The sequence below is a fragment of the Acetobacter sp. KSO5 genome, assembly GCF_044094635.1.
GTDB lineage: Bacteria > Pseudomonadota > Alphaproteobacteria > Acetobacterales > Acetobacteraceae > Acetobacter > Acetobacter cerevisiae.
In genome coordinates, this window is the sequence record NZ_CP172014.1 from 3,039,629 (window position 1) to 3,064,602 (window position 24,974).

General features: G+C 56.4%; 22 protein-coding genes and 1 tRNA gene. 15 read left to right on the forward strand and 8 right to left on the reverse strand.

What is annotated here, in order from left to right:
• Nucleotides 1-64 precede the first annotated feature (64 nt).
• Complete coding sequence (locus tag ACHQGU_RS13770) at nucleotides 65-2,707, reverse strand: TonB-dependent receptor plug domain-containing protein (RefSeq protein ID WP_395495380.1); 2,643 nt, start codon at nucleotides 2,705-2,707, stop codon at nucleotides 65-67.
• Between the two features lie 348 nt (nucleotides 2,708-3,055).
• Between ACHQGU_RS13770 and ACHQGU_RS13775 the strand changes: the two genes are divergently transcribed.
• From ACHQGU_RS13775 to ACHQGU_RS13795, 5 genes are all read left to right on the forward strand, one after another.
• A complete protein-coding gene (locus tag ACHQGU_RS13775; protein WP_395495381.1) occupies nucleotides 3,056-5,434 on the forward strand; it encodes a phosphoketolase in 2,379 nt (792 codons plus the stop codon).
• A gap of 174 nt (nucleotides 5,435-5,608) precedes the next feature.
• Nucleotides 5,609-7,210, forward strand: a complete 1,602-nt coding sequence (locus tag ACHQGU_RS13780; protein ID WP_395495382.1) for a flavin monoamine oxidase family protein — start codon at nucleotides 5,609-5,611, stop codon at nucleotides 7,208-7,210.
• On the forward strand, nucleotides 7,210-7,644 hold the full coding sequence (locus ACHQGU_RS13785; RefSeq protein WP_395495383.1) for a c-type cytochrome: 435 nt from the start codon (nucleotides 7,210-7,212) through the stop codon (nucleotides 7,642-7,644). Before ACHQGU_RS13780 ends, ACHQGU_RS13785 begins: the two co-directional genes overlap by 1 nt.
• Nucleotide 7,645: 1 nt before the next feature.
• Complete coding sequence (locus tag ACHQGU_RS13790; protein WP_082779549.1) at nucleotides 7,646-8,155, forward strand: RidA family protein; 510 nt, start codon at nucleotides 7,646-7,648, stop codon at nucleotides 8,153-8,155.
• Between the two features lie 183 nt (nucleotides 8,156-8,338).
• Complete coding sequence (locus ACHQGU_RS13795; RefSeq protein WP_395495384.1) at nucleotides 8,339-9,148, forward strand: alpha/beta fold hydrolase; 810 nt, start codon at nucleotides 8,339-8,341, stop codon at nucleotides 9,146-9,148.
• 48 nt (nucleotides 9,149-9,196) lie between these two features.
• Here ACHQGU_RS13795 and ACHQGU_RS13800 read toward each other — a convergent pair whose 3' ends face one another.
• The 7 genes from ACHQGU_RS13800 to ACHQGU_RS13830 all read right to left on the reverse strand — a co-directional run bounded on the left by ACHQGU_RS13800 (nucleotide 9,197) and on the right by ACHQGU_RS13830 (nucleotide 13,585).
• Entirely contained in the window at nucleotides 9,197-9,481 is a 285-nt protein-coding gene (locus ACHQGU_RS13800) for a hypothetical protein (RefSeq protein ID WP_043551373.1), read from the reverse strand.
• 16 nt (nucleotides 9,482-9,497) lie between these two features.
• Nucleotides 9,498-11,012: an efflux transporter outer membrane subunit gene (locus ACHQGU_RS13805; protein WP_062249131.1), complete on the reverse strand. Its 1,515-nt coding sequence runs from the start codon at nucleotides 11,010-11,012 to the stop codon at nucleotides 9,498-9,500.
• Nucleotides 11,013-11,031: 19 nt separating this feature from the next.
• Nucleotides 11,032-11,943 (reverse strand): HlyD family secretion protein, encoded by a 912-nt coding sequence (locus ACHQGU_RS13810; RefSeq protein WP_025826370.1) that lies wholly within the window; start codon nucleotides 11,941-11,943, stop codon nucleotides 11,032-11,034.
• Nucleotides 11,944-11,971: 28 nt separating this feature from the next.
• Nucleotides 11,972-12,166, reverse strand: coding sequence for a DUF1656 domain-containing protein (locus ACHQGU_RS13815; protein WP_025826372.1), 195 nt, complete (start codon nucleotides 12,164-12,166; stop codon nucleotides 11,972-11,974).
• Between the two features lie 22 nt (nucleotides 12,167-12,188).
• Nucleotides 12,189-12,683 carry a MarR family winged helix-turn-helix transcriptional regulator gene (locus ACHQGU_RS13820; RefSeq protein WP_061507925.1) on the reverse strand — a complete coding sequence of 165 codons (495 nt, stop codon included), beginning with the start codon at nucleotides 12,681-12,683 and terminating at the stop codon, nucleotides 12,189-12,191.
• 135 nt (nucleotides 12,684-12,818) lie between these two features.
• Nucleotides 12,819-13,244: a phage holin family protein gene (locus ACHQGU_RS13825; protein ID WP_395495385.1), complete on the reverse strand. Its 426-nt coding sequence runs from the start codon at nucleotides 13,242-13,244 to the stop codon at nucleotides 12,819-12,821.
• Nucleotides 13,245-13,282: 38 nt separating this feature from the next.
• Nucleotides 13,283-13,585 carry a hypothetical protein gene (locus ACHQGU_RS13830; protein ID WP_043551376.1) on the reverse strand — a complete coding sequence of 101 codons (303 nt, stop codon included), beginning with the start codon at nucleotides 13,583-13,585 and terminating at the stop codon, nucleotides 13,283-13,285.
• Nucleotides 13,586-13,652: 67 nt separating this feature from the next.
• Here ACHQGU_RS13830 and ACHQGU_RS13835 point away from each other — a divergent pair, with 67 nt between their 5' ends.
• From ACHQGU_RS13835 to ACHQGU_RS13880, 10 genes are all read left to right on the forward strand, one after another.
• On the forward strand, nucleotides 13,653-14,774 hold the full coding sequence (locus ACHQGU_RS13835) for an ABC transporter ATP-binding protein (protein WP_395495386.1): 1,122 nt from the start codon (nucleotides 13,653-13,655) through the stop codon (nucleotides 14,772-14,774).
• A 160-nt stretch (nucleotides 14,775-14,934) separates the two neighbouring features.
• Nucleotides 14,935-15,915, forward strand: coding sequence for an extracellular solute-binding protein (locus ACHQGU_RS13840; RefSeq protein WP_062249086.1), 981 nt, complete (start codon nucleotides 14,935-14,937; stop codon nucleotides 15,913-15,915).
• Nucleotides 15,912-16,370 (forward strand): hypothetical protein, encoded by a 459-nt coding sequence (locus tag ACHQGU_RS13845; protein WP_395495387.1) that lies wholly within the window; start codon nucleotides 15,912-15,914, stop codon nucleotides 16,368-16,370. The genes ACHQGU_RS13840 and ACHQGU_RS13845 overlap by 4 nt, the downstream gene beginning before the upstream one ends.
• 28 nt (nucleotides 16,371-16,398) lie before the next feature.
• Nucleotides 16,399-16,923, forward strand: a complete 525-nt coding sequence (locus ACHQGU_RS13850) for a YcgN family cysteine cluster protein (protein ID WP_395495388.1) — start codon at nucleotides 16,399-16,401, stop codon at nucleotides 16,921-16,923.
• 82 nt (nucleotides 16,924-17,005) lie between these two features.
• Nucleotides 17,006-17,686, forward strand: a complete 681-nt coding sequence (locus tag ACHQGU_RS13855; protein WP_281702037.1) for a M48 family metallopeptidase — start codon at nucleotides 17,006-17,008, stop codon at nucleotides 17,684-17,686.
• A gap of 107 nt (nucleotides 17,687-17,793) precedes the next feature.
• A tRNA-Leu gene (locus ACHQGU_RS13860) sits at nucleotides 17,794-17,879 on the forward strand.
• A gap of 192 nt (nucleotides 17,880-18,071) precedes the next feature.
• Nucleotides 18,072-19,547: a DUF3375 domain-containing protein gene (locus tag ACHQGU_RS13865; protein ID WP_395495389.1), complete on the forward strand. Its 1,476-nt coding sequence runs from the start codon at nucleotides 18,072-18,074 to the stop codon at nucleotides 19,545-19,547.
• Nucleotides 19,544-20,302 (forward strand): DUF4194 domain-containing protein, encoded by a 759-nt coding sequence (locus ACHQGU_RS13870; protein WP_395495390.1) that lies wholly within the window; start codon nucleotides 19,544-19,546, stop codon nucleotides 20,300-20,302. Before ACHQGU_RS13865 ends, ACHQGU_RS13870 begins: the two co-directional genes overlap by 4 nt.
• Nucleotides 20,295-23,702, forward strand: a complete 3,408-nt coding sequence (locus ACHQGU_RS13875; protein ID WP_395495391.1) for an ATP-binding protein — start codon at nucleotides 20,295-20,297, stop codon at nucleotides 23,700-23,702. Before ACHQGU_RS13870 ends, ACHQGU_RS13875 begins: the two co-directional genes overlap by 8 nt.
• The gene (locus ACHQGU_RS13880; protein WP_395495392.1) at nucleotides 23,699-24,880 is read left to right on the forward strand and encodes a Wadjet anti-phage system protein JetD domain-containing protein; all 1,182 of its coding nucleotides are present in this window, start codon (nucleotides 23,699-23,701) and stop codon (nucleotides 24,878-24,880) included. The genes ACHQGU_RS13875 and ACHQGU_RS13880 overlap by 4 nt, the downstream gene beginning before the upstream one ends.
• Nucleotides 24,881-24,974: the final 94 nt, after the last annotated feature.

Here is a 24,974-nt window from a genome sequence, read left to right on the forward strand (position 1 = left end):
AAACCCTTACATCAGAAGAAAATAACCAAAAAATCAGTATTTTTATTTTTTATATAATCTGTTTTCAGAATGTGACATTCAATCGCCCGTAATAGTATCCTCCAGTAATCGGCACCTGGAGCGAGAACTGGTCATAAACCTGGCTGCCATAAGCCTGATTCACATGAGGAATTCTGCGTGGACGTACGTTGAAAATATTGTTTGCACCAACAGCCAGATGGAAATTTTTGTTGAATCGGTAACCAACTTCCAGATCAGTCAGCCAACGTGGTGAATTTTTGAATTGAGCAAAGCAGGTATTGGAATAGCGCAGAGCCTGTCCATCTGCAGGACATGTCAGGGCGCCATTTGTCCAGTCCTGATATTCCAGCATATTTGTTGTTTCGCCATAACGTGTCTGACGAATATTAATATCCCACTTATCCACCGTATAAAATGCATTGAGAATGATTTTGCTACGAGGATAGGCTGTTGTGATATAGCCAATATTTTGTGCGTTCAGAACTTCATTCCCATTGGAATCCAGACCGTTGTGATGGAGGCGCGTCCGGTTCAGATCAAGCGCCATTGACAAATTCAGCGTCCCATAACGCTCCATGTGAAAAGCATAGTCCGCTTTGATATCCAGCCCCTGAGTCCGGGTACTCGCACCATTGGTGAGATAATAGGCGCTATCCTGAGAGGGGTCAGACAAAGCTGGTCCGGCAAGCGTATACCCCATTGCTTCAATAGCATTGACTGCAGCCTGACCATTGACCGTCCCGCCGCCTACGATACGGTCACGCAGATTGATCTGATAGACATCGGCTTCAATATGAAAACCTTTTATTGGCTCAATAACAATACCACCACTCTCACTGACAGATTGCTCCGGCTTTAACTTTGAAGCCCCCAAAGCACGTGCTGCCGCCGATGACGCGGCAAGCATACCAGACGCACTGGTCGGACCAACATTCATTGCGCTGTAATGCTGCTCTGCAAGGGTGGGTGCGCGAAACCCGGTACTGATTGTTGCGCGAAAGGCCAGCCATTTTGTCGCATCATAGCGGGTTGAAATTTTCCCTGTCTGGGTATTGCCCACATCCGTATAATGTTCAAAGCGGCCAGCAAAATCCAAATCCCAGTTTTTCAAAGGATGGAAATCACCATCAATATAAGCCGCAAAAATATCACGGTGCCAGTTCCCCGCACTCTGCGGCCCCAGACCGGCATACCCCTGCGTGCCGCCCAGTTCATAGGAATTCGGGTTACCCGCTATAATTTGATAAGTTTCAAGTCGATGCTCTCCACCTATGGCCAGTGTCATCGGTACAGTGTGGGCAATATTAAAGCGATGACGGAAATCCAGATTATTGGTCCATTGGGCCATCCGGTAAGTTTCAGCCCGGGTAGATGTGGGAGACCAACCGCAACCATCTGTCGAATAATATGCGCTGGAAGGATTAGTAGAACATGTTGAGGCAAGCATCCCTGTATTGACGGTATTCTTGTTACCAATCTTGGTGCCGTCAGCACCATAAGTTGAACTTGCGTCCCAATCCCAATCTCCAAAAAGCCTGTTCCCTTTCAGGCCCATTGTGACAGCGTAGTCGTTTTCTTCATTAGTTTCTAATGGAGAATAACCCCAGGGATACATACTGGGTGCACTACTAGGAATCCGATAGTTTTCGTAAGCCTCCCCATGCCGATGCATGTAGGTCAGGTTGCCGTAAAACTGCAGGCGATCATCCACTATATCCTTACCCCAATCCATGCCAAAATTCTCACGCGTTTCTTCAGGACGGCCAAGAATCTTATTTGAATCAAGAGGAACTTTTACAGATCCCGTATAGTAGCCATTTGTAGAGGCACCTTCTGGCCAATACCCCAGAAGGCGGTGGTCCTTCGCCCCTACGGTCATATGATCAGTATGATACATCTGGCCGCTAAGATGGAGAAAACCATTATTCCCCCATTTCAAACCGCCATCGGCATTTAACTGGTATTGCCACCCGTCACCATTATACGCATTAGCGCCTGTTTGTGCGCTCATGCTCACGCCATGGTCTCTTTTCTTGGTGATAATATTAACAACCCCGGCAATGGCGTCCGAGCCATACATGGCCGCGGCTCCATCCTCCAGCACTTCAATATGATCAATCATATTGGCGGGGATGCTATTAATATCAGCCCCTGTAGAACCAAACTGCGGGCCAGAATCTGCAACAATGTTTGCAGTATTATGCCGCCGTTTGCCATCAACCAGAACAAGAACTTCATTCGGCCCCAACCCACGCATCTGAATGGATGAGGTCAAGGCCGCAGAATCCGCTCCCATTGCGACAACGTTAATGGAAGCATAAGTGCGTGTCAGCGCATCTGCGAGATTCATTTGTCCTGATCGGGCCAAAGTGGCAGCCGAGACAACCGTTACAGGAGATGTGCTTTGACGCGCCTTGCGGTTGGTCGAATGTGTTCCTGTTGTTACGTTAATTGTTTCTGCCTCTCCCGCCATCATGGGGCCCGTATCTTTATGACGTACAGGCGGAACATGAGATGAAGACGATTTTGCAGAACTTATTTTATTTTTTTGGGAATGTGCCTGATCAACAGGATGTTTTTGCGCTGCAGGACGATATTTTTCAGATGTTGCAGCCACTGCGGTAATAGAAGGCGTTACGACACACAGGGTGGTCGTCATCAAGAAAATTTTGTTTCTTATCATCATGCCTCACCCGATACTTTCTGCAAAAGTACTTTAGGACACCACGACCCAAGTTATTTCCGCAGTATGAGGAGGCACTCAGGAAACTGCCATCACTATGAATCGATTCCGGAATGTTTTTGAGGGGTAGTTGCCATATAGCAACATTATGCAGGCACCCAGCTGATGATGACGCTCTTTAGGTTTAAGAGACACCGCCCCATTCCCACGCAGGGACCTAATGAAGATGGTCGCCTGAGCAGCCCCATTTTATGTCGCTACTCGACCTCAGCCATACCCGAACCGTACTCCAGTCCGAACGTTTCTGGTTTATGCTCCCTCGTCTCTGCCCCTTTCCCCGGAAGGACCACCATGACCAGCACCGCCCCAAACCCCGGCCCGCTTTCAGCCGAAGAGCTGGATCTGTTCAATAAATGGTGGCATGCCGCCAATTACCTTTCCATTGGCCAGATCTACCTGTTGCGTAATGCTCTGCTGCGGGAACCGCTCAAGCTGGAGCACATCAAAAAGCGTCTTCTGGGCCATTGGGGCACCACACCCGGACTGAACTTCATCTGGTTGCACCTCAACCGTATTATTCGGGCACAGGGGCAGGATATCCTGTTTGTCGCCGGGCCCGGCCACGGGGCACCGGGGCTGATTGCTTCCACATGGATGGAAGGCACCTATACGGAATACTTCCCGGACGTGACGCAGGATGAAGAGGGCATGACGCGCCTCTTCCGTCAGTTCTCCTTCCCCGGTGGCATTCCCAGCCACGCAGCCGCCACCACGCCCGGCTCTATCCATGAAGGCGGTGAACTGGGCTACTCCCTCTCCCACGCCTATGGCGCGGTGTTTGACCATCCGGACCTTGTGGTCGCCTGTGTGGTGGGGGATGGCGAGGCAGAAACCGGGCCACTCGCCACCTCATGGCATTCCAACAAGTTTCTCGACCCCAAAACAGACGGGGCCGTGCTCCCCATCCTGCATCTGAATGGCTACAAAATTGCCAACCCCACCGTTCTGGCCCGCATCCCCAAGCATGAGCTGCGTGATTTCCTGAAAGGCTGTGGCTACGAGCCAATTTTTGTGGAGGGGCATGACCCGGCCCCCATGCATCAAGCTATGGCAAAAGCCATGGACGAGGCTTTTGCCCGCATTACCGCCATTCAGACTGCCGCTCGTAGCGGTAAGGACGCCCCACAGCGCCCTACATGGCCAATGATAGTTCTCCGCAGCCCCAAGGGCTGGACCTGCCCCAAAACGGTAGATGGCCTGCGCACGGAAGGGTTCTGGCGGGCGCATCAGGTGCCGGTAGACCATATGGAAAAACCCGGCCACCTCGCCATTCTTGAAGAATGGATGAAGTCCTACAAGCCAGAAGAACTGTTTGATGAAAATGGCAGCCTGAAAGACGAGATTGCCGCCCTTACCCCACCGCCCGGCAAGCGGATGAGCGCCAGCCCTTACGCCAATGGCGGCGCGCTGCTCCGCCCCCTTCGCCTGCCGGATTTCCGCGCCCATGCCGTCGCCATAACAGCTCCCGGTAAGACCGTGGCAGAATCCACCCGCGTTCTGGGTGAATGGCTGAAAGATGTCATGGCGGCCAATCTGGACAAACGGAATTTCCGTGTACTGGCCCCGGATGAAAACAATTCCAACCGCCTGAACGCCGTTCTGGATGTCACCAACCGCGCCTGGAACGCGGAAACTGAACCGTATGATGATCATCTGGCCAAAGACGGCCACGTGATGGAAATCCTCAGCGAACACACCTGTCAGGGCTGGCTGGAAGGCTATTTGCTAACAGGCCGCCACGGCTTTCTGTCCTGCTATGAGGCCTTCATCCACATTATCGATTCCATGGTGAACCAGCACGCCAAATGGCTGAAAACCTCGCGGGAAACCAGCTGGCGGCGGCCTATCGCCTCACTGAACTATCTGCTTACATCCCATGTCTGGCGGCAGGACCATAATGGGTTCAGCCATCAGGACCCCGGCTTTCTGAATCATATGGTGAACAAGAAAGCAGAGACCGTGCGCATCTATCTGCCGCCGGATGCCAATACGCTGCTGTGCGTGGCCGACCACTGCCTGCGCAGCCGGGACCGCATCAATGTCATTGTGGCTGGCAAACAACCGGAATTGCAGTGGCTCAGCATGGATGATGCCCTCACCCACTGCCAGCAAGGCATTGGCATGTGGGAATGGGCGAGTAATGACAAAGGGAGCGCGCCGGACGTTGTCATCGCAAGTGCGGGGGATGTGCCGACACTGGAAGCTCTCGCCGCTGTCAGCCTGCTGAATGAATACCTTCCGGATGTAAAAATCCGTTTTGTAAACGTGGTCGATCTGATGACGCTGCAAACACCGGAGCAGCACCCGCACGGCCTGCCGGATGAGACGTTCGATGCGCTGTTTACGTCAGACAAACCCGTGATCTTTGCTTTCCATGGCTATCCGGCACTGATGCATCAACTCATCTACAAACGGAAAAACGCCGCCAATTTCCATGTGCATGGTTTCCGGGAGGAAGGCACCACCACCACCCCGTTTGACATGACCGTGCGCAACCATCTGGACCGTTTCCACCTGGTTGCCAACGTCATCCGGCGGGTGCCCCGGCTGGCCAGTCAGGCGGCCTATACGCATCAGGCCGTGCGCGACAAACTGGCGGAACATGAACGCTATGTGTGTGAGCATGGCGAGGACATGCCCGAAATCCGGAACTGGACCTGGCCTCAGTAAAAATCCCTGCGCACTATTTTGCACGATTTGGCGTATCTGAGATGTTGTCATGCCGTAACAGATGTCTTAGCATTACGATACACAAACGATCTGATTCCGTCATGATCGGTTGTGAGGAAATGCCGGTCATTCCACGCGGCCTGACTATTCTTGACATCATCTCGGGATTACCTGATGCCACACGCTCATCCGCCCACCGCACCGACGCGCCGGCAGCTTCTGACCCGCATCGGCACTCTGGCTGGCAGCGCCGCGCTGTATCAGGCCATGACCACTCTGGGCCACGCCATGGGCACAGATTTCCGTGGCCCACCCCAGCTTTCAGGCGCTAAGCCCGGCACCCGTGTGCTGGTGCTGGGTGCGGGTCTGGCCGGGATGCTCTCGGCCTATGAACTGCGGAAAGCGGGTTACAAAGTCCAGATTCTGGAATTCCAAAGCCGCAGCGGCGGCCGCAATATCAGCCTGCGCGGGGGTGACACCGTCAAGGAACTGGGCGGTGCCACCCAGAAAGTTGGTTTTGCACCGGGCAATTATATCAACCCCGGCCCATGGCGTATCCCGTACCACCATCAGGGTTTGCTACATTATTGCCGCGAGTTTGGCGTGCAGCTCGAACCCTTTATCGAGCTGAACCACAATAGCTGGCTGCACTCCACCGGCGCCTTTGGCGGCAAGGCCGTACGGTATCGGGAACTGGCGTCTGACTTCAACGGCTTTACGGCAGAACTGCTGGCCAAAGCCATTGACCAGCACAAGCTGGATGAGTTGGTCCCGGAAGAGGAACGCGCCCATATCCGGGACGCCATGAAATCCTGGGGTGCTCTGAATAAGGACATGGCCTACGCCAAAGGCAACACCAGTTCCCTGCGCCGAGGGTTTGAAAAACCGCAGGGCGGTGGGATTGATGGCGCGCCCGTCCCCTCCGATCCGTTTGCCCGTAAGGATGTCATGCAGTCCGGCCTGTGGAACTGGATGGCCTTTCACGAACGGCTGGACATGCAGACCACCATGTTCCAGCCCGTCGGCGGGATGGACCAGATCGGCAAAGGCTTCACCCGCCAGGTCAAAGACCTCATCACGCTGAACTGCAAGGTCTCCTCCATCCATCAGGATGACCGTGGCGTGACCGTTACCTACACTGACACCGCCCATGGCGATGCTGTGCGACAGGCGCAGGCCGATTATTGTGTCTGCACCATTCCGCTTTCTGTGCTGTCTCAGCTTGATGTGCAGGTTAATGCGGGGATGAAAGCCGCTATTGCCGCCGTGCCCTATGCGTCCTCCGTCAAAATGGGGATGGAGTTCAAGCGCCGCTTCTGGGAGGAAGATGATCAGATTTACGGTGGTATCAGCTTTACCGACCAGCAGATCAGCCAGATTTCCTACCCCAGCAACGGCATTTTCTCAAAAGGTCCCGGTGTGCTGCTGGGAGGCTACATGTTCGGGCCCGCCGCCTACGATTTTGCAGGCATGACGCCGGAAGAACGTATTCAGCGCGCTCTGGATCAGGGGATGGCCATTCATCCTCAGTATCGCAAAGAGTTTTCAAACGGCGTCAGTTTTGCATGGAGCCGCGTGCCCTGGACTCTGGGCTGCTGCTCCATGTGGACGGAAGAAGCCCGCAAAACCCATTACAAAACGCTGTGCGCCGTGGACAATCGCCTCGTTCTGGCAGGTGAGCATGCCTCTTACGTCGGGTGCTGGCAGGAGGGAGCCATTCTCTCAGCACTGGATGCCGTGACCCGTCTGCACAAACGCGCGCTGGGAGCCGCCTGATGCGTAAATTTCTGCTTGTAACGTCTCTCTGCCTTACCGCAGGCCTTGCCTCCCTTGCCCTTGCCCCGGTTGCAGCCCATGCGGATAGTGCGAGTGCCGTGGCCGGTAAAATGCAGGTCCTGCCGGATGGTGAGGCTATTTATCATCACGTCTGCCAGAGCTGCCATATGCCAGACGGCAAAGGCGCTGTGGGAGCCGGGGCCCAGTTCCCGGCTCTGGCTGGCAACCCCAAACTGAAAAGTGCCGAGTATCCTGCTTATGTGGTGCTGAACGGCTTTGGCGGCATGCCCTGGTTTGCCGGGCTGCTGAATGACCAGCAGGTGGCCAATGTCGTCAATTACGTTCGCACACATTTCGGGAACCATTATACTGATGCGCTGAAACCAGAAGACGTTTCTGAAATGCGTCCCCATCTGTCAGTAGAGGAAGAATAACGTGCGCCTTTTTAAAAGCCTGATCCCCGCCGCAGCCCTGACGGCTCTGGCTGCCTTCCCTGCTCTGGCGCATGCTGAGGGCGGTGTGATCCGTCATGGTGAAGGGAAATTCCCCATCTCCACCGCTGTGGAAGTCCCCGCCGGGGCCACCACCATTTATCTCAGCGGCATGGGGGCTCCGGTGCAGGACAAAACCGCACCGCCCAAAAGCCTTGAGGCCTATGGCGACACCCGCGCCCAGACGCTCGCCTCCCTCCAGCGCATTGAAGGCGAACTGAAAAAGCTGAACCTGACCATGGGTGATGTTGTGCAGATGCATATCTATATGGTGGCGGACCCACGCACAAAGCAGTTGGACTTTGATGGCATGATGAAGGCCTACACCCAGTATTTCGGCACGGAAAAGCAGCCCAACCTGCCGGTGCGCTCCGCCTTTGCCGTGGCCCAGCTCGCCAACCCCGGCTGGCTGATTGAAATTGAAGTGACGGCCGTTCGGACGCCTAAGAAATAAGGCCTGTTGTCTGGCAACGAATTCCCCAGTCCATCGCTTTTCAAACAAAAAGACAAGCGGGGGATCTGGGGAAACAGCATCCCGCCCCACACATTTGCAAGTCTCGTCATACACAGCCATCTAAAAGCGTAGGGCACCTTGTTATAACAAGATGCCCTACGCTTTTTTACGAGGCCTGACGATATGACTGAGCATTTAACAAAACGCTGGCAGACTCTTCCTGCCACTCCCGCCCCTCTGGCGTCCTTTAAAGGACAGCACGCCCCCATTAACGGATGCTCGCTCTATTATACGGAAGGCGGCGCAGGGGACGATGTCATCATCATGCTGCATGGCGGCATGGCGAACTCTGATTACTGGGGGATACAGGCTGCGTATCTTGCCAAAACGCACCGTGTCATCCTCGTGGATAGCCGCGGGCATGGCCGCAGCACGTTAGGGGATAAACCCCTCAGCTACGCGCAGATGGCCGACGATATCATTCACCTGATGAACCATCTGGAAATCCCGAATGCCAGTCTCGTCGGGTGGAGCGATGGCGGTGTGCAAAGCATCATTCTGGCCTCTGAACACCCGGACCGCATCAAACGCATCTTTGCTTATGGGGCGCATATGTCCGCCTCCGGCCTTAATCTGGCCTGTAGCGGGGATAAGGTGGTCAACGCTTTTGTAAAACGCGCAACAGAAGACTACCGCAAGCTTTCCCCGACCCCGGATGAATTTGATGTCTTTTCAAAAACCGTCTGGGGCCTGTGGAAATGGGAGCATGATGCCGAATTTACGGAAGACCGCCTGAACGCCATCCGCTGTCCTGCGTGGATTGTAGACGGGGACCGGGACGAGATGATTCATCGCCCCCATCTGGAATATCTGGTGGCGCATATTCCGGACAGTTCTTACATGATCCTGCCGGAGACCAGCCATTTTGCCTTCCTGCAAGCCCCGCTTCTGTTTAACGAAGCTCTGGCTGATTTCCTGTCCGTCAAAGCCTGACGGTCAGGACGAGAAGGGTTCAGCTCTGATAACAGGCTGAACCTCTTCTTATTTTCCGTCTGTTCTCTCAAGTTCGCCGTCAGCATCATCCGGCAGAAAGAAATCTTCCGGGTCTTCAGGCACGGGCAGAGACAGCAGGAAAAACCCCGCCGCTACCGTGATCGCACCCGTCGCAACGGGCAGCCAGCGCAGGGCTGTCACCATTGCGGAGTCCTGCGTGCTGCCATTGACGACAAGCGCCCAGCCACTCACGCACAGCAACGCAAAACCACCCACAAAACAGGCCACAATCCAGAGCAGCCGACGCACATAAGGAGACGAAGACTTGCTCATGATGTGACCTTTCAGATCATTGCTTGAAGGCCCGCGCTAGCACGTTTTGTGTTTCGAGGGAAACTGGCAGGGTGGAATTGGTCAGCGCCACACCTTTCCAGCCTGCGCCCAATGCCGTGTAAAGGTTCACTGCATCACGCAGACGTTCCAGACGGGCCAGTGCTTCCATGTTCTGCGCATTCAGGGTGGTGCGCTCGGTTGTCAGCACTTCCAGGAAGCCGACCAGACCAGCACCATACAACCGCCGTGCCCGCTCACTGGCCGTGGCACTGTCTTCTGCCGCTTTATGCAGCTGCTCGGCATATTCAATATCATCGTGCCAAGCCGCCATGGCGTCTTCAACTTCCTTGAAGCCGTTCAGCACGGACTGGCGATAGGTCAGACGCGCTGCTTCCGCCGAGGCCTGAGCCGCCCGGACTTCGGACGTCATCTTGCCACCGTGCATCAGCGGCAGGCTCGCCATCATCAGGAACTGCCAGCTCATCGCATTGACCTGAAACAGCTGATACATGGCCGATGCGTTCGGGTTGAAGGTCAGCGGAATGACAAAGTGCGGATACAGGTTGGCCACAGCCACGCCAATCTGCGCCGTCGCCAGTGCGTACTGGCGTTCCGCCATACGGATATCCGGGCGGTTGGCAATCACGACAGACGGCAGGGTCGCGGGAAATTCCGGCACGGTCGGCAGGGGCCGGGGCACCTTCAGTTCATCTTCCAGAGAACCCGGCATCTGCCCCAGCAGCACGGCAATAGCGTGCGTTACCTGAGAGACACGGGTTTTCAGCGGTTCACGCGCTGCAATCTGCGTATCCAGCTCGGCCTGAGCCTGCGCAATCTGCAGGGTGTTCCCCACGCCTTCCAGATACAGCTTGTTGGTCAGATCCACCGCATTTTTGGCAACGCGGATATTGTCCGTGGCAATTTTGATCTGCAACTGCGTGACGCGCAGCAGCATATAGTCAGATGCCAGTTCGGACAGCATCGTCATCAGGAGCGCACGGCGGCCTTCAATGGAGGCTTCCACGGCGCGCTCATGCGCTTCCACATCACGGCGGATACGCCCGAATACGTCCACTTCCCACGTCGCCATTGCGCCATAGGTCAGCATGGAGGCTTCCGGCCGGTTCTGCGGGTTACCGGGGCGGATCGGCCAGTTATCAATATTCAGGGAATACCGCACATCCCCGCCCCCAATATTGGCATCCATCTGCGGATACCACTGCGAGGCAGACCGGTCACGGATGGCGCGCTCGGCCAGAATCCGCTGCCCGGCAATCTGGAGATCATAGTTCCCCTTGATCGCCTGCTCGACCAGACCGGTCAGCACCGGGTCCTTGAACGCCGCCCACCACTCGGTCATTTCCTTGTTGGTGCGGTCAATTTCTTCCTGGGTTGCAGGGTGCTCTTCCGCTGCTTCCTTGAACTGGGCCGGCACCTTCATGCGCTCTGCCTGATAGTTCGGCCCGACAGTACAGGCCGAAAGCATCAGGGAAGACGCCATGAAAAGGCCGAGGCGACGATGAACCTTCATCTTATGTTCCATGCCGCTCTCAGAGATGATCTTGCAGCCAGGTGGTCATCTTGCCTCGTCGGCCACGTGGCTCCGGCCCGACGCTGACAGTCGCTGTCATGCCGGCGGCCAGTGTCACGCTGTCCGGCACGTGGTCAAGATGGATACGTACCGGGATACGCTGGGCCAGACGCACCCAGGTAAAGATGGGGTTCACATCCTGCAGGCCCAGCTTATCGGGGGTGCCGTTGGTATCGTTAATACCGCGGGCAATGCTCACCACATGGCCGGTCAGGATGGGCTTGTAGCCCATCAGCTTGACGCGGGCTTCATCACCCACATGCACGCCCCACATCTTGGTTTCTTCAAAGTAGCCGTAAACCCAGTAGGAGTCGGCATCAATCACAGCCAGACGGGCCTGCCCGGAGGATGCGTAATCACCCACCCGCAGGTTGAGGTTGGTCACGTAACCATTAACCGGGGAATACAGCACGGAACGCTGAAGGTTCAGCTTGGCCACGTCCAGCGCGGCGCGGGCTGCATCCACCGCGGCAATCTGCGTTGCCACATTGGAGTTAAAGACTTCCTGTTCTTCCGCCGAGACAATGCCACCCAGCCCCATACGGCGGCGGGCATCATTGCGCTTGAGCTTCAAATCTTCCAATGCACCATCCAGTCGGGCCTGTGCCTCACGGATCGCCAAACGGAAGCGTACGGGGTCCAGCACAAACAGCGGGTCCCCCTTATGCACAAACTGGTTATCCACCACCGGGATCTGCACCACAGTGCCCGAGACTTCAGGAGCCACGTCTACAACATACACACGCACACGACCATCACGGGTCCATGGAGCGATCATGTAGACGTTCCAGAGGGTCACCCCCAGCACAATGGCCAGAGAGACAACCGCCAGGGTCAGAATAACTCGTATCAGGGTGCGCAGAAGGGGCATTGCGGAGACTCAAAAGCCTTTTCAGGGGTCAGACGTACAAAATGAGCAGGCAGAGGATACAAACGTAGAGCGAAACTTCGAACAGAGCGATGTGCCAGAACCAGCCCAGCAGGCCGCTCCACCACAGCACGAAACGAACACACATGGTAAGGGGCAGCGCCGCCAGTGCGTAGACGACGATTGGTGCCATGAAGACACCAAAGAGATTGAATTCCGTCAGCATGACGCCATTCTCGTAGCAACTCTCATCGTGCGTGTGCCCGCTCTGACCCGGCCAGATCTTTCTGCCCGGACGCGGCCTGTTCAACCCGGTCAAGAATCCCACAGCACTGCTCCAGTTCCTGCGGGGTTACATGTTCGGTCAGGCGCGTTGCCACATCGTCTGCCGCATGGCTGACAAGTGCGGCAACTTTCCGGCCTTCTTCCGTAATGCTGACAAGCTTGGAACGACGGTCTTCCTCATCAATTTCCCGGACAATAAAGCCGCGCTTTTCCAGCACATCCAGCAGCCGCACGAGAGACGGCGCCTCTAGTGAGAGAGAACGGGCCAGGTCTGTCTGCCTGACAGGCTGTTCAGAAAAATTGAGATAATAGATGGGCCGCCAGGTTGCGTCCGTCAGGCTGAACCGGCGCAAATCCGCATCAATCTCGCGCCGCCAGATGGCCGCAAGGCGAGCCAGCCGGTGCCCGAAGGACCGGCGGGTTTCGATGCTATTATCAGGATAACGCGGAGGTTCCATTATGTGCCCATACTAGCAAGCATACAAACTGTTCGCACGCTCACAAAATCGTAGGGCAATCATTCCCAGAAAAAATCCGCCCCCGCCAATGCAAAATTGGAATGGAACCTATGGGCAAAGGCGGATGGAAAGAAATCAGTTCTTCTTGCGGCGCACTGCGTCCCACACCTTGCGGGTGCCGCTGCGGCCAAGAGACCCTGCCACCGTGGCCGTAACTGCGGCCAGTGTGACGGATTCCCGCATCTGTGTTGCACAGCGGTTACGGGCAATGCGGGCTTCCACTTCTGCGGTCGTCAGGTAAGAGCGACGGCCAAACAGGACACAGATCAGAGCAAAAATCACATCCAGCGCAAACACGCCGAATGCGGCCGTCACCGGGCCCCAATGGAAGGTAAACAGGAACAGGGCCCACAGGAGTCCATGCCCGGATATCAGGGCGAAAAACCCGAACACCGCGGCGGCAACAAGAAATGCTGCCTGTTTTCCTAACCGGACCGCCATCTGCTGCATGAGATGGGACTGTGCATGCAGGGCGGACCTGCCAAGTTCAAAAATACGCATGGACTCAGGGACTACCTTCGTTCAGATCACGTGAGGCTTCAGCGTGACATCCGACCGAGGATAAAGCCCACAACGCCGGAAATGGCGATGGACACCCATGACGACTGCGCACGCGTCTGCTTGGAAATATCGCTGCGCGCATGATTGGCCAGTTCACGCGCATTGGCAACTGCTTCTTCAGTCAAATCACTGGCTTTACCGCCAGCATTCGTCAGCGCGGGCACCACATGCTTGGTGATCAGCCGTTCCAGATGCGCCTTTACGGCTTCAATTTCATCACGGGCTGTCTCAGCAGCAGACTCACCAGCAGCCTTTACATCCTTGAGTTTATCAGAAGACATGGAACACCCTATTCGCGTTAGATTTATTGACAACACTCTTTTAACTGATCGCTAAGGATAAGGTTGCATGCATACGGCGCATAGCTCGCCCCCGCCGCTAGCCCTTCACAATCTCGCTTTCCTCCCTCCGCTCCCCGGCCTCAGCCTGCGGGTGGAAAAAGGCCAGTGCGTGGCCCTGCTGGGAATCGGCACCGAGCATGAGGACCTGTCCCGCCTGACAGACGTGCTGGCCGGACATGCCCCCAGTTATGGCGGGCAGATCCTGGTTGGCGGGGAAGATGTCACCCATCGCCCGACCGGCTTGCGTGGTCTGGCCACCATCGGGGCCCATGCGCCGCTTTTCCCGCACCTGACACTGGCGGACAACATTCTGTTCCCCCTCCGGGCTTCCGGGCAGGTCTCCGCTGCGGAAAGCGAGCGCCGCACAACGGAAACACTCTCTCTGGTAGGGCTGGATGGCCGGCGCGCGCTTAAACCCGCGAGCCTCACACCAGAGCAAAATCTGCGTGGCCTGCTGGCGCGCGCCCTCGTCATGCGGCCTGAAGTGCTCGTCCTGAACCGCCCGTTCAGCGCTCTGGACCATACAGCCACGATGCGCGTGATGGCTTTGCTCGAAAAGCTGCAACGCGCGATTAGCCTCAGTACCCTTCTCCTCACGCGGGACCGCACAGAAGCCCTGATGGCGGGAGACACCATCGGCATTCTGGAAAACGGCATCCTGCTCCAGCTTGCCACACCGCCCGACTTGCTTAACCGGCCCGCGCATGAGCAGGTCGCCATTACATTTGGTGAAGCCAATGTCCTGACCGGCAAGGTGCTGTATGCAGAAGACGACATGGCCGAACTCCGCCTCCCCACGGGCGAGACGGTGGAGGCCATGGCCGCACCGGGGCTGGAGGAACAGGACCTCGCCAATATCTGCATCGCGCCGGACCGCCTCTCTGTCATGTTCCCGCGCCAGCTCAGCGGACCGCCTGAAGAAAACGACATGGTGCTCTGCACTCTGGTCTCCGCCCGGCATGTAGGCACGGCCATTCACATGCGCTTTCGCATGCAGGATGGCGGGGAAATTATTGCCCATCGCCCCCCTGTTCACACCATGCGAGACCTGGAACCGGGGCGCGTCGCGCTGCTTGCCTGGCAAACAGCAAACGCCACCGCCTTTCCGATGGACCACAAATCAGGCTAGAATTACCTTTGACTTAAGCAGCAACCGCGTGAGGCTACCCCTGTCCCTTCTTTCGTTTCGCGACGCATCCTTCAAAACGCCCCTTCGCCCCCGTGCGCAGAGGCCCTCTGCCCTGTCAGCCTTCTTTCGGCACGGGCTGACGGCGCTCGTTCTGGGAAGCATGGTGCTGCCTGCTTTTTCGCAGGCTGATGCGCGCTCGATACGCCGGATTCATCGGACCGTGGTGCAGCCGGTACGCATTCTGACATTTGGGGGGGCTATTACGGCCACCCAGCAGAAAGTGCTGTTCACGCCCTATGCACAGCTTATCAAGCATCCTCTTGCGCCCTCCTCATGGGATGGAGAGATCGACTCTCTTCGCAAGCAGGAAACCGAGTCTCCCCACCGCTGGGCCGCCGTGATGATGGAAACCAGCTCTCTGCAAATCAGTTGCTCTCTCGGCCTGCTGGTGCGTGACCCGGCTGACCCCTCCCCCAACGGATGTGGCCAGTCTTCCGCGTCTATTGATTTTGCCATGGCGTGGGACCGCTCCCGCTTTGATACGCCGCCCGACTGGTCGGACTTCTGGGATGTTGCGCGTCACCCGGGCCGCCGGAGCCTGCGCCGCGACCCCCGCACCACACTGGAAATTGCCCTGCTGGCCGATGGCGTCTCTCCTGACGCTCTCTACCGTGTCCTGAACACGCAGGACGGCGTGGAACGTGCCTTCCGTAAGCTCGACCAGTTGCGCCCCTACATTGTCTGGTGGTCCACGCCAGAGGAAGCCGCGCGTATTCTTAAAAGTGGTGGTGCGCTGATGGGCAGCGTGCCCACCGGAGAAATTCTCAGCGCCCCACAGGCTGACCGGGATCGTTTTGGCCTCTACTGGCCGCAGCGCCTGCAGGTTAATTACGCATGGGGCGTGCCAAAAACCTCTGCAGAAGAAAATACGGCGCTGGCTCTGACAGCATGGCTGGAACACCCCACCCAGAAGCAGGCCTTCGCCAATGCTTGGCCGTCTCTGCCATCTCTGGCGGAAATCAATGCAGGCTCTCCAGACAGCCGCCACATACTGCCCCCCATCGCAGTGAATGACACGTTCTGGAGTTCGCATCTCTCAACCCTGTCGGCACGCTTTGAACGTTGGGCCGAAGACCGGTGAGCCTTCCCGCGTCCGGCCTTCTGCCTTTTCTCATCACCCACACACTGTTCATGGCTCTGACGGGTATCTGTCTGGCAGCGCTGGTGCTCAGTGTGGCCCTTTCAACGCGGCAGGGCGGTCGACTTTACACATTGCTCCTGTTGGTTCTGCTGCCCGCCACCGCAGCCGCCCTTACGCTGCCGTTCCTGCTGCCGCTTGACCGCTCTTCTCTGCTTCTTCCCTTTCTTCAGGGTGTGCTGATCGGACCGGCCATTTCGCTCGCACCGCTTCACCGCCTCAAAGACGCACCATCAACTTGGGGGCGCACGGCGCAGGAACTGGGAGCAACGTCCCTCACCCGTATCCGTTTGCTCTGGCTCCCCCTTCTGGGCCGTCCGCTGGCTGGCAGCATCGGTCTGGCTCTGGCACTCAGCCTGCTCGGGGCTCTGGGAATCAGCAAAGCCCCTCTTTCCTGAGGCCTCCTGCCGGTTTATCCTGCGCGGCATGACTTCCCCTTCATCCACCGCTCCGTTCTGGGAAACCACCCTGCTCCAAGAGATGACCACCGCTGAGTGGGAATCCCTGTGTGATGGCTGTGGCCGTTGCTGCCTGCATAAGCTGCGTGACGAAGACACGGACGAAATTCACTATACGTCCGTCGCCTGCCGCCTGCTGGATGTCTCCGACTGTCGCTGCACGGACTACCCGCACCGCCACAGAAAAGTGCAGGACTGCATCACCCTGACACCGGCAATGGTGTCCGAACTGGACTGGCTTCCGCCCGACTGCGCCTACCGCCGCCTCTCCGAAGGGCGTTCCCTGCCCACATGGCATCCGCTTATTACCGGCAATCCGGAAAGCGTGATTGAAGCCGGGGCCTCTGCCGCAGGCCGCTGCATTAGTGAACGACAGGCCGGCGCACTGGAAGACTATCTCGTCGCATGGCCCGGCCAGCCTGCTAAAAAACCTAAAAAACCCAGCGCGCACAAGCGGCCTTCGGTCCGCCACATCCGTGCCGATACGCCCTGAAAAGCCAGCTCCACGTTCTGAGCGGGGTGCTGCCATAGCCCCCCGCGCCAACCTCACGCCTTCTACGCAGACGCCGGATCTCATTCAACTCGCTCCGGACTGCCACGTGCCCGTCATCTGGAAACCCTCCAGCCGGGCGCGACGGCTCTCCCTCCGGATTGACCCGCGCAGACAGGCCGTGTCGGTCACACTCCCCTCCGGGCTTTCTACTGCACAGGCTGTGCAGTTTCTCAAAATCCAGAAACACTGGATCACAAAACGCCTGACGGCTCTGCAACAGGCCCCCGCCTTCCTGCCGGGCCGCACCATCCCCATTGAGGGAAAGCCGCATACCATTGTGCATCATCCCACTGCGCGTGGCGGCGTCTGGATAGAGGCGGACCAGATTTGTGTGAGCGGTGCGGAAGAGTTTATCAGCAGGCGGATTACAGATTTTTTGAAAAAGCATGCTCGGCAGATATTAGGTCAGGAACTCCGTGCGCAGGCTCAGATGTCCGGCTTGCGACCCACACGGCTTGATATCCGCGATACCTCCAGCCGATGGGGTAGCTGCTCGTCCTCTGGCCGCATCATGCTGTCCTGGCGTCTGGTCATGGCTCCTACTGCCGTCAGACATTATCTGATTGCACATGAACTGGCCCACTTACGCCACATGAACCATGCTCCAGCATTCTGGACTCTGGTAGACCAGCTCACCCCCCACCGACACCATGCCGAAGCATGGTTGAAACACCACGGCTCAGCCCTGTTAGGCGCACACTAAACACACACACCCGCTACAGAAACGCTTGCCGCCACGGCCCAACATGCTAAAACCCGCCATAACACAGTAAAACGCCCTGTATGGCTGACAAAAACAGTCCACCTTATGCGAACTTGGCGGAATGGTAGACGCAGGAGACTTAAAATCTCCAGCCCGTAAGGGCGTGCGGGTTCGAGTCCCGCAGTTCGCACCACTAACCACTTGAAATGTAAGAGTAAAATGAGAATTTGACGGGTCTGCGGGATTTTTCCGTTTGTCTTCCCATCATGGGAACTCGTCATGCGCCGCCTTAGAGGCCCGCACTCTTACTTCCCTCGCCTCACCTGCTCTCATCCTGTAACAAGGCCTTTTTGGCATCCGGGGCGGAGCACTAGAGGCGGCGCAGATGAAGCTTGATTTCACAACTCTCAACAGCATGCGCCAGCATAATCCGGCCTGGCGCCTGTTATGCTCGGACCATGCCCCCCTTATTCTCAGCTTTTTGCATCAGGCCTTCGTACGCCCCAACGTGCGCAGTCTGGAAGCCGAGAGCATGGCGGAAGCGCTGGAAGACACGCTCTATGCTTTGCGCCAGCAGCTGGATGAAAACGCATTCCCCAGAACCGCCCGGGAGTATCTGGAAGACTGGGCGTCTCCCGACAAAGGCTGGCTAAGAAAATTCTATCAGCTGGGGACAGACAACGCCGTGTTCGACATGACCCCGGCTACCGAAAAAGCGCTTTCATGGCTGGAACAGTTGGCAGAGCGCAGCTTTGTCGGCACAGAATCCCGTCTGCGGACCCTGTTCGACCTGCTGCGCCAGATGAATGAAGGCACCCAAAGCGACCCTGACCAGCGCCTTGCAGACCTGCATCAGCGCCGGGATGAGATTGATGCCGAAATTGCCCGCATCCAGAGCGGGGATCTTAGCCTGATGGATGATACCGGCATCAAGGAACGCTTCTCGCAGTTCACCCGCATGGCGCGCGATCTTCTCGCCGACTTCCGTGAAGTGGAACATAATTTTCGCCGTCTGGATCGCGCTGTGCGGGAACGCGTTGCTTTGTGGGATGGCACCAAAGGCGCTTTGCTGGATGAAATTCTGGCCCAGCATGATCTGATTAATGAGTCCGATCAGGGCCGCAGCTTTCAGGCCTTCTGGAACTTCCTCATGTCCAGCCGCAGGCAGGAAGAACTTTCGCAACAGCTGGAACATATTCTCTCCCTGCCCGTCATTGCGGCGCAGAACCCGGACCCTCGCCTGCGCCGTATTCATTATGACTGGCTGGAAGCGGGCGACCACACACAGCGCACCGTCGCACAGCTCTCCCACCGCCTGCGTCAGTTTCTGGATGACCAGAGCCGGCAGGAAACCCGGCGCATTATGGAAATCCTGCATAATATCGAGGCCCACGCCATCGCCGCACGCCCGTACTTGTCCGACTGCCCGCCCGATGAGGCGCTGACGGATCTGGACGCCATGGCCGCCTCTCCAGACCTTATTATGGAACGGCCTCTTTATTCGCCCCCGCTCCCCACGATCCTGACGGTTGACCCGCTGCCGGAAGACACGTGGGACGATGTGGACCCCATAGCCCTTTATGAACAGGTCGTGGTGGACCGCGTGCGCCTGACCGAAAACATTCAGCAGGCTCTGGCGGAAGCCCCGCAAATCAGCCTTGCCGCACTACTGCATCGCTACCCGCTGGAACAGGGCCTGTCTGAACTCGTGGCCTATCTTCAGCTCAGCAGTGAGCGCTTCGAGAGCCTCATTGATGAAAAGACAAACGATCATGTAAACTGGGACATCATGACAACGGATGGGTCCATCATAACGCGCCACGCCACCCTGCAACGCGTAATTTTTGTGAGGTCGGCATGAGCCAGACGGTCAATACCTCAGAGGACACACAGGCTTCGGCTCACGGGCCAGCCTCTCTCTCCACGCTCGCCATTACGCTCTTAAAAAGCGTGATCTACCGGGAGGAAGATGAAGGCCTGTGGGGACATCTGCTCCGCCTGCAAAATCAGGTGCGGGATTATGTTGCTGTCCTAGGGCTGGTTCTGATTATCGACCCCGCCGAGGGCTATGCGTATCTGCGCAGCGCACCGCAGCCGGAAGAGGAAGAAGGCGCATCCCGCATGCTCCGCATGATTGCGCGGCGTCCGCTCTCTTTCCACGTCAGTCTTCTTCTGGCCCTGCTCCGCCAGCAACTGGTGCGGTTTGACGCCATGGGGGGCGAGACCCGCCTTATCCTCAGCCGCGATGATATCGCCTCCATGCTTCAGACCTTTCTGCCAGAAAGTAGCAATGAAGTCCGGCAACTCGCGCAGATTGAAACCTATATCCGCCGCGTGGCCGAACTTGGCTTTCTGCGCCCCCTCCCCCCCACCAGTGCAGATGCCCCCAACGCGCCGCCTCGCTACGAGGTGCGGCGCATCCTGAAGGCCTATATTGATGCGGAATGGCTGGCGACGCTGGATGAACGGCTGGAAGCCTATCTGGCGCATGCCCGTAGCCTTGAGCAGACGGACCTGCCCCTTACAGGCGCACCCGCCACGCCAGAACAGAACACCACAGCTGAATCGCAGCTTTTTCCTGACCATGCCGATACAGGACTAACCGACCGTGACTGACACCCAGCAAGCCCCGCTCGACTTTGCCGTGGATGATCGTCTGGCCGGGTTCCGTCTGCATCGTCTGGAAGTGCTGAACTGGGGCACGTTTGACAAGCGGATCTGGCGCTTTGACCTCAACGGTCGGAACGCGCTGCTGACCGGTAATATTGGCTCGGGCAAATCCACACTGGTGGATGCCATCACCACCCTGCTCGTTCCCGCACAGCGCATTGTTTATAACAAAGCTGCTGGGGCTGATACGCGTGAGCGCTCCCTGCGCTCCTACGTGACCGGCCATTATAAATCCGAACGCAACGACGCAACCGGTTCCACTAAATCCGTTAGCCTGCGTGACACACAAAGCTACACGGTTATTCTGGGTGTTTTCAAAAACGAAGGCTATCTGCAAACTGTTACTCTGGCGCAGGTGTTCTGGATAAAAAAACAGCAGGTGCAGCCTGCACGCTTCTTTGTGTGCGCGGAAAAAGAACTGTCCATTCAGGAGCATTTTACCGGGTTCGGGACGGATATCCTGCAACTGCGTAAAAACCTGCGTGCGCAGGGTGCGGAAGTAGAAGACAGCTTTAACCGCTATGCCGCATGGTTCCGTCGCCGCTTCGGGATTGAAAACGAGCAGGCTCTAGACCTGTTTCTCCAAACTGTCTCCATGAAATCTGTTGATAATATCACGGACTTTGTGCGGGAAAACATGCTGGCGCGATTTGACGCGACTGACCGCATCCATGCCCTGATTTCTCATTTTGAAGATCTGGATGACTCGCATCAGGCCGTTCTGAAAGCACAGAAGCAGATCAGTCTGCTCACGCCTTTAACAGAAGACCTCACCGCCCACACGGAAAGTAAAAACCGGCATGACACGCTCAAAGCCTGCCGTCAGGCTTTGCCGGGTTATTTTGCCAGCCAGAAAGCCACCCTGCTTGAGCAGAAGATTGCCAAAGAGCAGGATGTTGCCGCAACCAATCAGCAGCAGCTGACTGAACAGGATGCCGCACGCACCACCAGCAAGCAGCAGCTGGACGAGATCAAGCAAGCTATTTATGCCAACGGGGGCGACAGGCTTGAGCAACTAGCCATCGCCATCCAGCAAGCCAAAAAGACCAGTGAAGACCGGCGCAAAAATGCCGCGCATTACGCAACACTTGTTGAAAAACTAAATGAAAAACCTGCTAACTCTGCTGAAGGCTTTCTGGATCTTACGCAGCATCTCAGGAAGCAGAAAGGTGAGTGGAAAAAGCAGGATACCTGGCTTGCAAAGGATCTGACCGAGCAGAGCATTCTGTTCCACGAAGAAAAAAACCAGCACGCCGAGATTATCACCGAACTGGACAGCTTGCGGAAACGCCAGAGTAATATTGACGAACGGCAGATCCGCATGCGCGCCATGCTGTGTGATGCGCTGGATGTGTCTGCGGAGGATCTGCCGTTTGCCGGGGAACTTATCCGGGTGCGCGATGACGCGCGGGAATGGGAAGGCGCTGCGGAACGTCTGCTGCATAATTTTGCATTATCACTGCTTGTGCCGGACCATCTCTATGCACAGGTGTTGGACTGGGTTGACCGCACACAGCTAAAAGGGCGTCTGGTTTACTACCACATTCAGCAACACCGCTCAGGTTCCCATGCCGGTCGCCATCCCAATACACTGGCCCAGAAACTGGAAGTCCATCCGGACTCCCCCATGCGGCTCTGGGTGGAAAATGAACTGGCACACCGCTTCAGCTTTACCTGCTGCGAAACTCAGGACGATTTCCGCCGCTCCAGCAAAGCCGTTACCCGGTCTGGTCAGGTCAAGGAACCGGGCGGTCGGCATGAAAAAGATGACCGCCACAGGATTGATGACCGGAGCCGCTATGTTCTGGGCTGGAACAACGCCATCAAGATTGCAGCTCTTGAAGAGCGGCAGCGGGAGCAGGAAGCGCTGATCCAGAAACATGCTGGTGAAATTGCGCAGGCCGAAAACACCCGTAAAATGCTGCAGGAACGCTTTGAAACGCTAACCCGGCTGGAGCGCTACCCCGATTACACCCAGTTGGACTGGCAGAGTGCCGCACAAACAGCAGCTCAACTGACAGCCGAACGGGAGGCGCTGACAGCAACCTCCGATGTTCTGCGTGAACTCAAACAGCAGAAAGAGCATGCGGAACAGGCACTGCGGCAGGCTGAAGCGGAGTATATGATCCTGTTTAAAAAGCAGGCACTTCTGGATCAGTCTGTTGAAACTCTTCAGGCCCGCCTGCAACATTGCCAGACGGTTCTGAACGACTATACGCTCACACCGCAGCAGGAGCAGGAACTCACCGAGCTTCAAATACAGCTGAATGGCGCAGAGCTATCCAGCCTTGAGGCCTGTGAGGGCGCGGAAACGCAACTGCGCGACCAGCTGGACACACAGATTGACCAGCAACAGCGCACACTGGACTGCCTGCGTGACAGCATTCTGAAAGACATGCGGGACTTCCGGACAACATATCCGGTCGAAGCGCAGGACATGGACGATCATCTGGAGGCTGGCCCAGAGTATTGCGCGTTGCTGGCGCAACTCAAAAAAGATGACCTTCCGCGCTTTGTCAGCCGCTTCAAAAACCTACTGACAGTCAATACGATTAACGAAATCGCTAATTTCAATGCGCATCTGGCGCAGGAGCGGGAAATCATCAAGGAACGAATTGCCGTCATCAATACGTCCCTCACCCAGATTGACTATAACCCGGACCGCTACATCCGGCTTGAAGCCCACCAGACGCTGGACCCGGAAATCCGCGATTTTCAGGCCTCCCTTCGCGCCTGTACCGAAAATGCTGTTTCCGGGGATGATGCCGAACAGTATTCCGAGCAGCGCTTTTATCTGGTGAAAACCATGATCGAACGCTTCCGGGGTCGTGAAGGTCTTACGGAGCAGGACCGTCGCTGGACCAATAAAGTCACTGATGTTCGCAACTGGTTTTCCTTCGCGGCCAGTGAGCGCTGGCGTGCGGATGAGACCGAGTTTGACCATTATACAGATTCCGGAGGCAAATCTGGCGGCCAGAAGGAAAAGCTGGCCTATACCATTCTGGCTGCCAGCCTGGCGTATCAGTTCGGACTGGAATGGGGCGAAGTGCGCTCGCGCTCCTTCCGCTTTGTGGTGATTGATGAAGCCTTTGGCCGTGGGTCTGATGACTCCACTCAATACGGTCTGCGGCTGTTCCAGCAACTCAACATGCAGCTTCTTATTATTACACCCTTGCAAAAAATCCACATTATTGAACCTTTTGTTTCAAGTGTGGGCTTTGTGGACAATAAGGATGGAAATTACTCGCGCCTGCGTGTTCTGAGTATTGAAGAGCATTTTGCCAACAAGGCATCCCTCCATGATGCGACACCAGCCCTACTCAGGCATGAAGAGCAGTCTGTGTGACCTGGACTACGCCGGCTGACCTCAAAAAACAGCTTGAGCATTTATGGAAAAAGGGCACACTCCCCAATGCCCTGATCACCAAAACCTGCTTGTTTCCGTTAACCCTCCCCCTGCGCACACCAGGTGCCTCTGATATTACGCAGCGTCTGCATGCCGTTAGAGCCTGGACGGAAACATTCAACGCGATGCGGCATATCAGGCTCATCCGGCACACAGTGAAAAATCGCGTGCAGGGCACGCAGACCCTCCCGCATAAAGTTGTTATTGAAACGCTGGAAGATGCTCTTGCCTTACTGGGCAAACACGACACCGCTCGTCAGATCTTAGCTCTCCATGACATGACAGCAGAAAAAGCACCTTTTCTGCTACCTTGGCTTGCTCAAAATGCTCTCACAGCCTCCCGCCACGCGCCAGAATGGGAACGACTTTTAACCCTTACTGTCTGGATGAGGGAAAACCCTGCACCTGGCATCTATCTGAGACAGGTCGATCTACCGGGCATTCATACCAAATTCATTGAGTGCAACAAGACTATTCTCTCTAAGCTTTTTCAGCATGCTCTGCCAAAGCACGCTGTTAACGAGACCTGTTCAGGTATAGATCAGTTTGAGCCACGCTACGGATTTCGCACCAAACCTTTACGCATTCGTTTTCGGATTCTGGATAGAGCACTCTCTCCCTTCCCCACCTGCGCGCATCCTGACATCACGCTGGACTCCGAAAGTTTCGCAGCGTTGCCCCTGATGGGATGTCGCATTTTCATTGTGGAAAATGAAAGTTGCTTTCTTGCTTTCCCTTATCTTGAAAATGCACTGGTTATTTTTGGGGCGGGCTACTGCTGGGACGTTCTGAAACCCGCTCTCTGGCTGCAAAAATGCTCTATTTATTACTGGGGAGACATTGATACGCACGGGTTCAGAATTCTTGATCATCTCCGGGCCATTTTACCCCGAACTCATTCTTTCCTGATGGATGAGCCAACCTTGCTCGCTTATAGCGCGTTCTGGGATAAGGAACCTTCCCCCGTGCAGCATCCGCTTTCCCGCCTGATACCCTCCGAGCAGAGTGTTTTTACGGCTCTTCAAACCGATCTGTTTGGCCAGAACCTCCGGCTTGAACAGGAACGCATTCATTTTTCCCACCTGCGCAAGATACTGGACTCTCTGGTTCAGCCATAGTCCCTTGGCATCATAACCAGAACCTGCATAGCCACCCCTCGCTCCCCGCAATTGCCACCCGCCCCCTACTTTGATAATGATAATCCTTCTCAAG

Bases quoted from the DNA above. Each gene is read 5' to 3' on its own strand.
- ACHQGU_RS13835 (WP_395495386.1), top strand. From the start codon at position 13,653: ATGCATACGGCGCATAGCTCGCCCCCGCCGCTAGCCCTTCACAATCTC.
- ACHQGU_RS13795 (WP_395495384.1), top strand. From the start codon at position 8,339: ATGACTGAGCATTTAACAAAACGCTGGCAGACTCTTCCTGCCACTCCC.
- ACHQGU_RS13870 (WP_395495390.1), top strand. From the start codon at position 19,544: ATGAGCCAGACGGTCAATACCTCAGAGGACACACAGGCTTCGGCTCAC.
- ACHQGU_RS13775 (WP_395495381.1), top strand. From the start codon at position 3,056: ATGACCAGCACCGCCCCAAACCCCGGCCCGCTTTCAGCCGAAGAGCTG.
- ACHQGU_RS13785 (WP_395495383.1), top strand. From the start codon at position 7,210: ATGCGTAAATTTCTGCTTGTAACGTCTCTCTGCCTTACCGCAGGCCTT.
- ACHQGU_RS13800 (WP_043551373.1), bottom strand. From the start codon at position 9,481: ATGAGCAAGTCTTCGTCTCCTTATGTGCGTCGGCTGCTCTGGATTGTG.
- ACHQGU_RS13815 (WP_025826372.1), bottom strand. From the start codon at position 12,166: ATGCTGACGGAATTCAATCTCTTTGGTGTCTTCATGGCACCAATCGTC.
- ACHQGU_RS13825 (WP_395495385.1), bottom strand. From the start codon at position 13,244: ATGCGTATTTTTGAACTTGGCAGGTCCGCCCTGCATGCACAGTCCCAT.
- ACHQGU_RS13805 (WP_062249131.1), bottom strand. From the start codon at position 11,012: ATGAAGGTTCATCGTCGCCTCGGCCTTTTCATGGCGTCTTCCCTGATG.
- ACHQGU_RS13850 (WP_395495388.1), top strand. From the start codon at position 16,399: ATGACTTCCCCTTCATCCACCGCTCCGTTCTGGGAAACCACCCTGCTC.
- ACHQGU_RS13780 (WP_395495382.1), top strand. From the start codon at position 5,609: ATGCCACACGCTCATCCGCCCACCGCACCGACGCGCCGGCAGCTTCTG.
- ACHQGU_RS13830 (WP_043551376.1), bottom strand. From the start codon at position 13,585: ATGTCTTCTGATAAACTCAAGGATGTAAAGGCTGCTGGTGAGTCTGCT.
- ACHQGU_RS13820 (WP_061507925.1), bottom strand. From the start codon at position 12,683: ATGGAACCTCCGCGTTATCCTGATAATAGCATCGAAACCCGCCGGTCC.
- ACHQGU_RS13865 (WP_395495389.1), top strand. From the start codon at position 18,072: ATGAAGCTTGATTTCACAACTCTCAACAGCATGCGCCAGCATAATCCG.
- ACHQGU_RS13840 (WP_062249086.1), top strand. From the start codon at position 14,935: ATGGTGCTGCCTGCTTTTTCGCAGGCTGATGCGCGCTCGATACGCCGG.
- ACHQGU_RS13810 (WP_025826370.1), bottom strand. From the start codon at position 11,943: ATGCCCCTTCTGCGCACCCTGATACGAGTTATTCTGACCCTGGCGGTT.
- ACHQGU_RS13770 (WP_395495380.1), bottom strand. From the start codon at position 2,707: ATGATGATAAGAAACAAAATTTTCTTGATGACGACCACCCTGTGTGTC.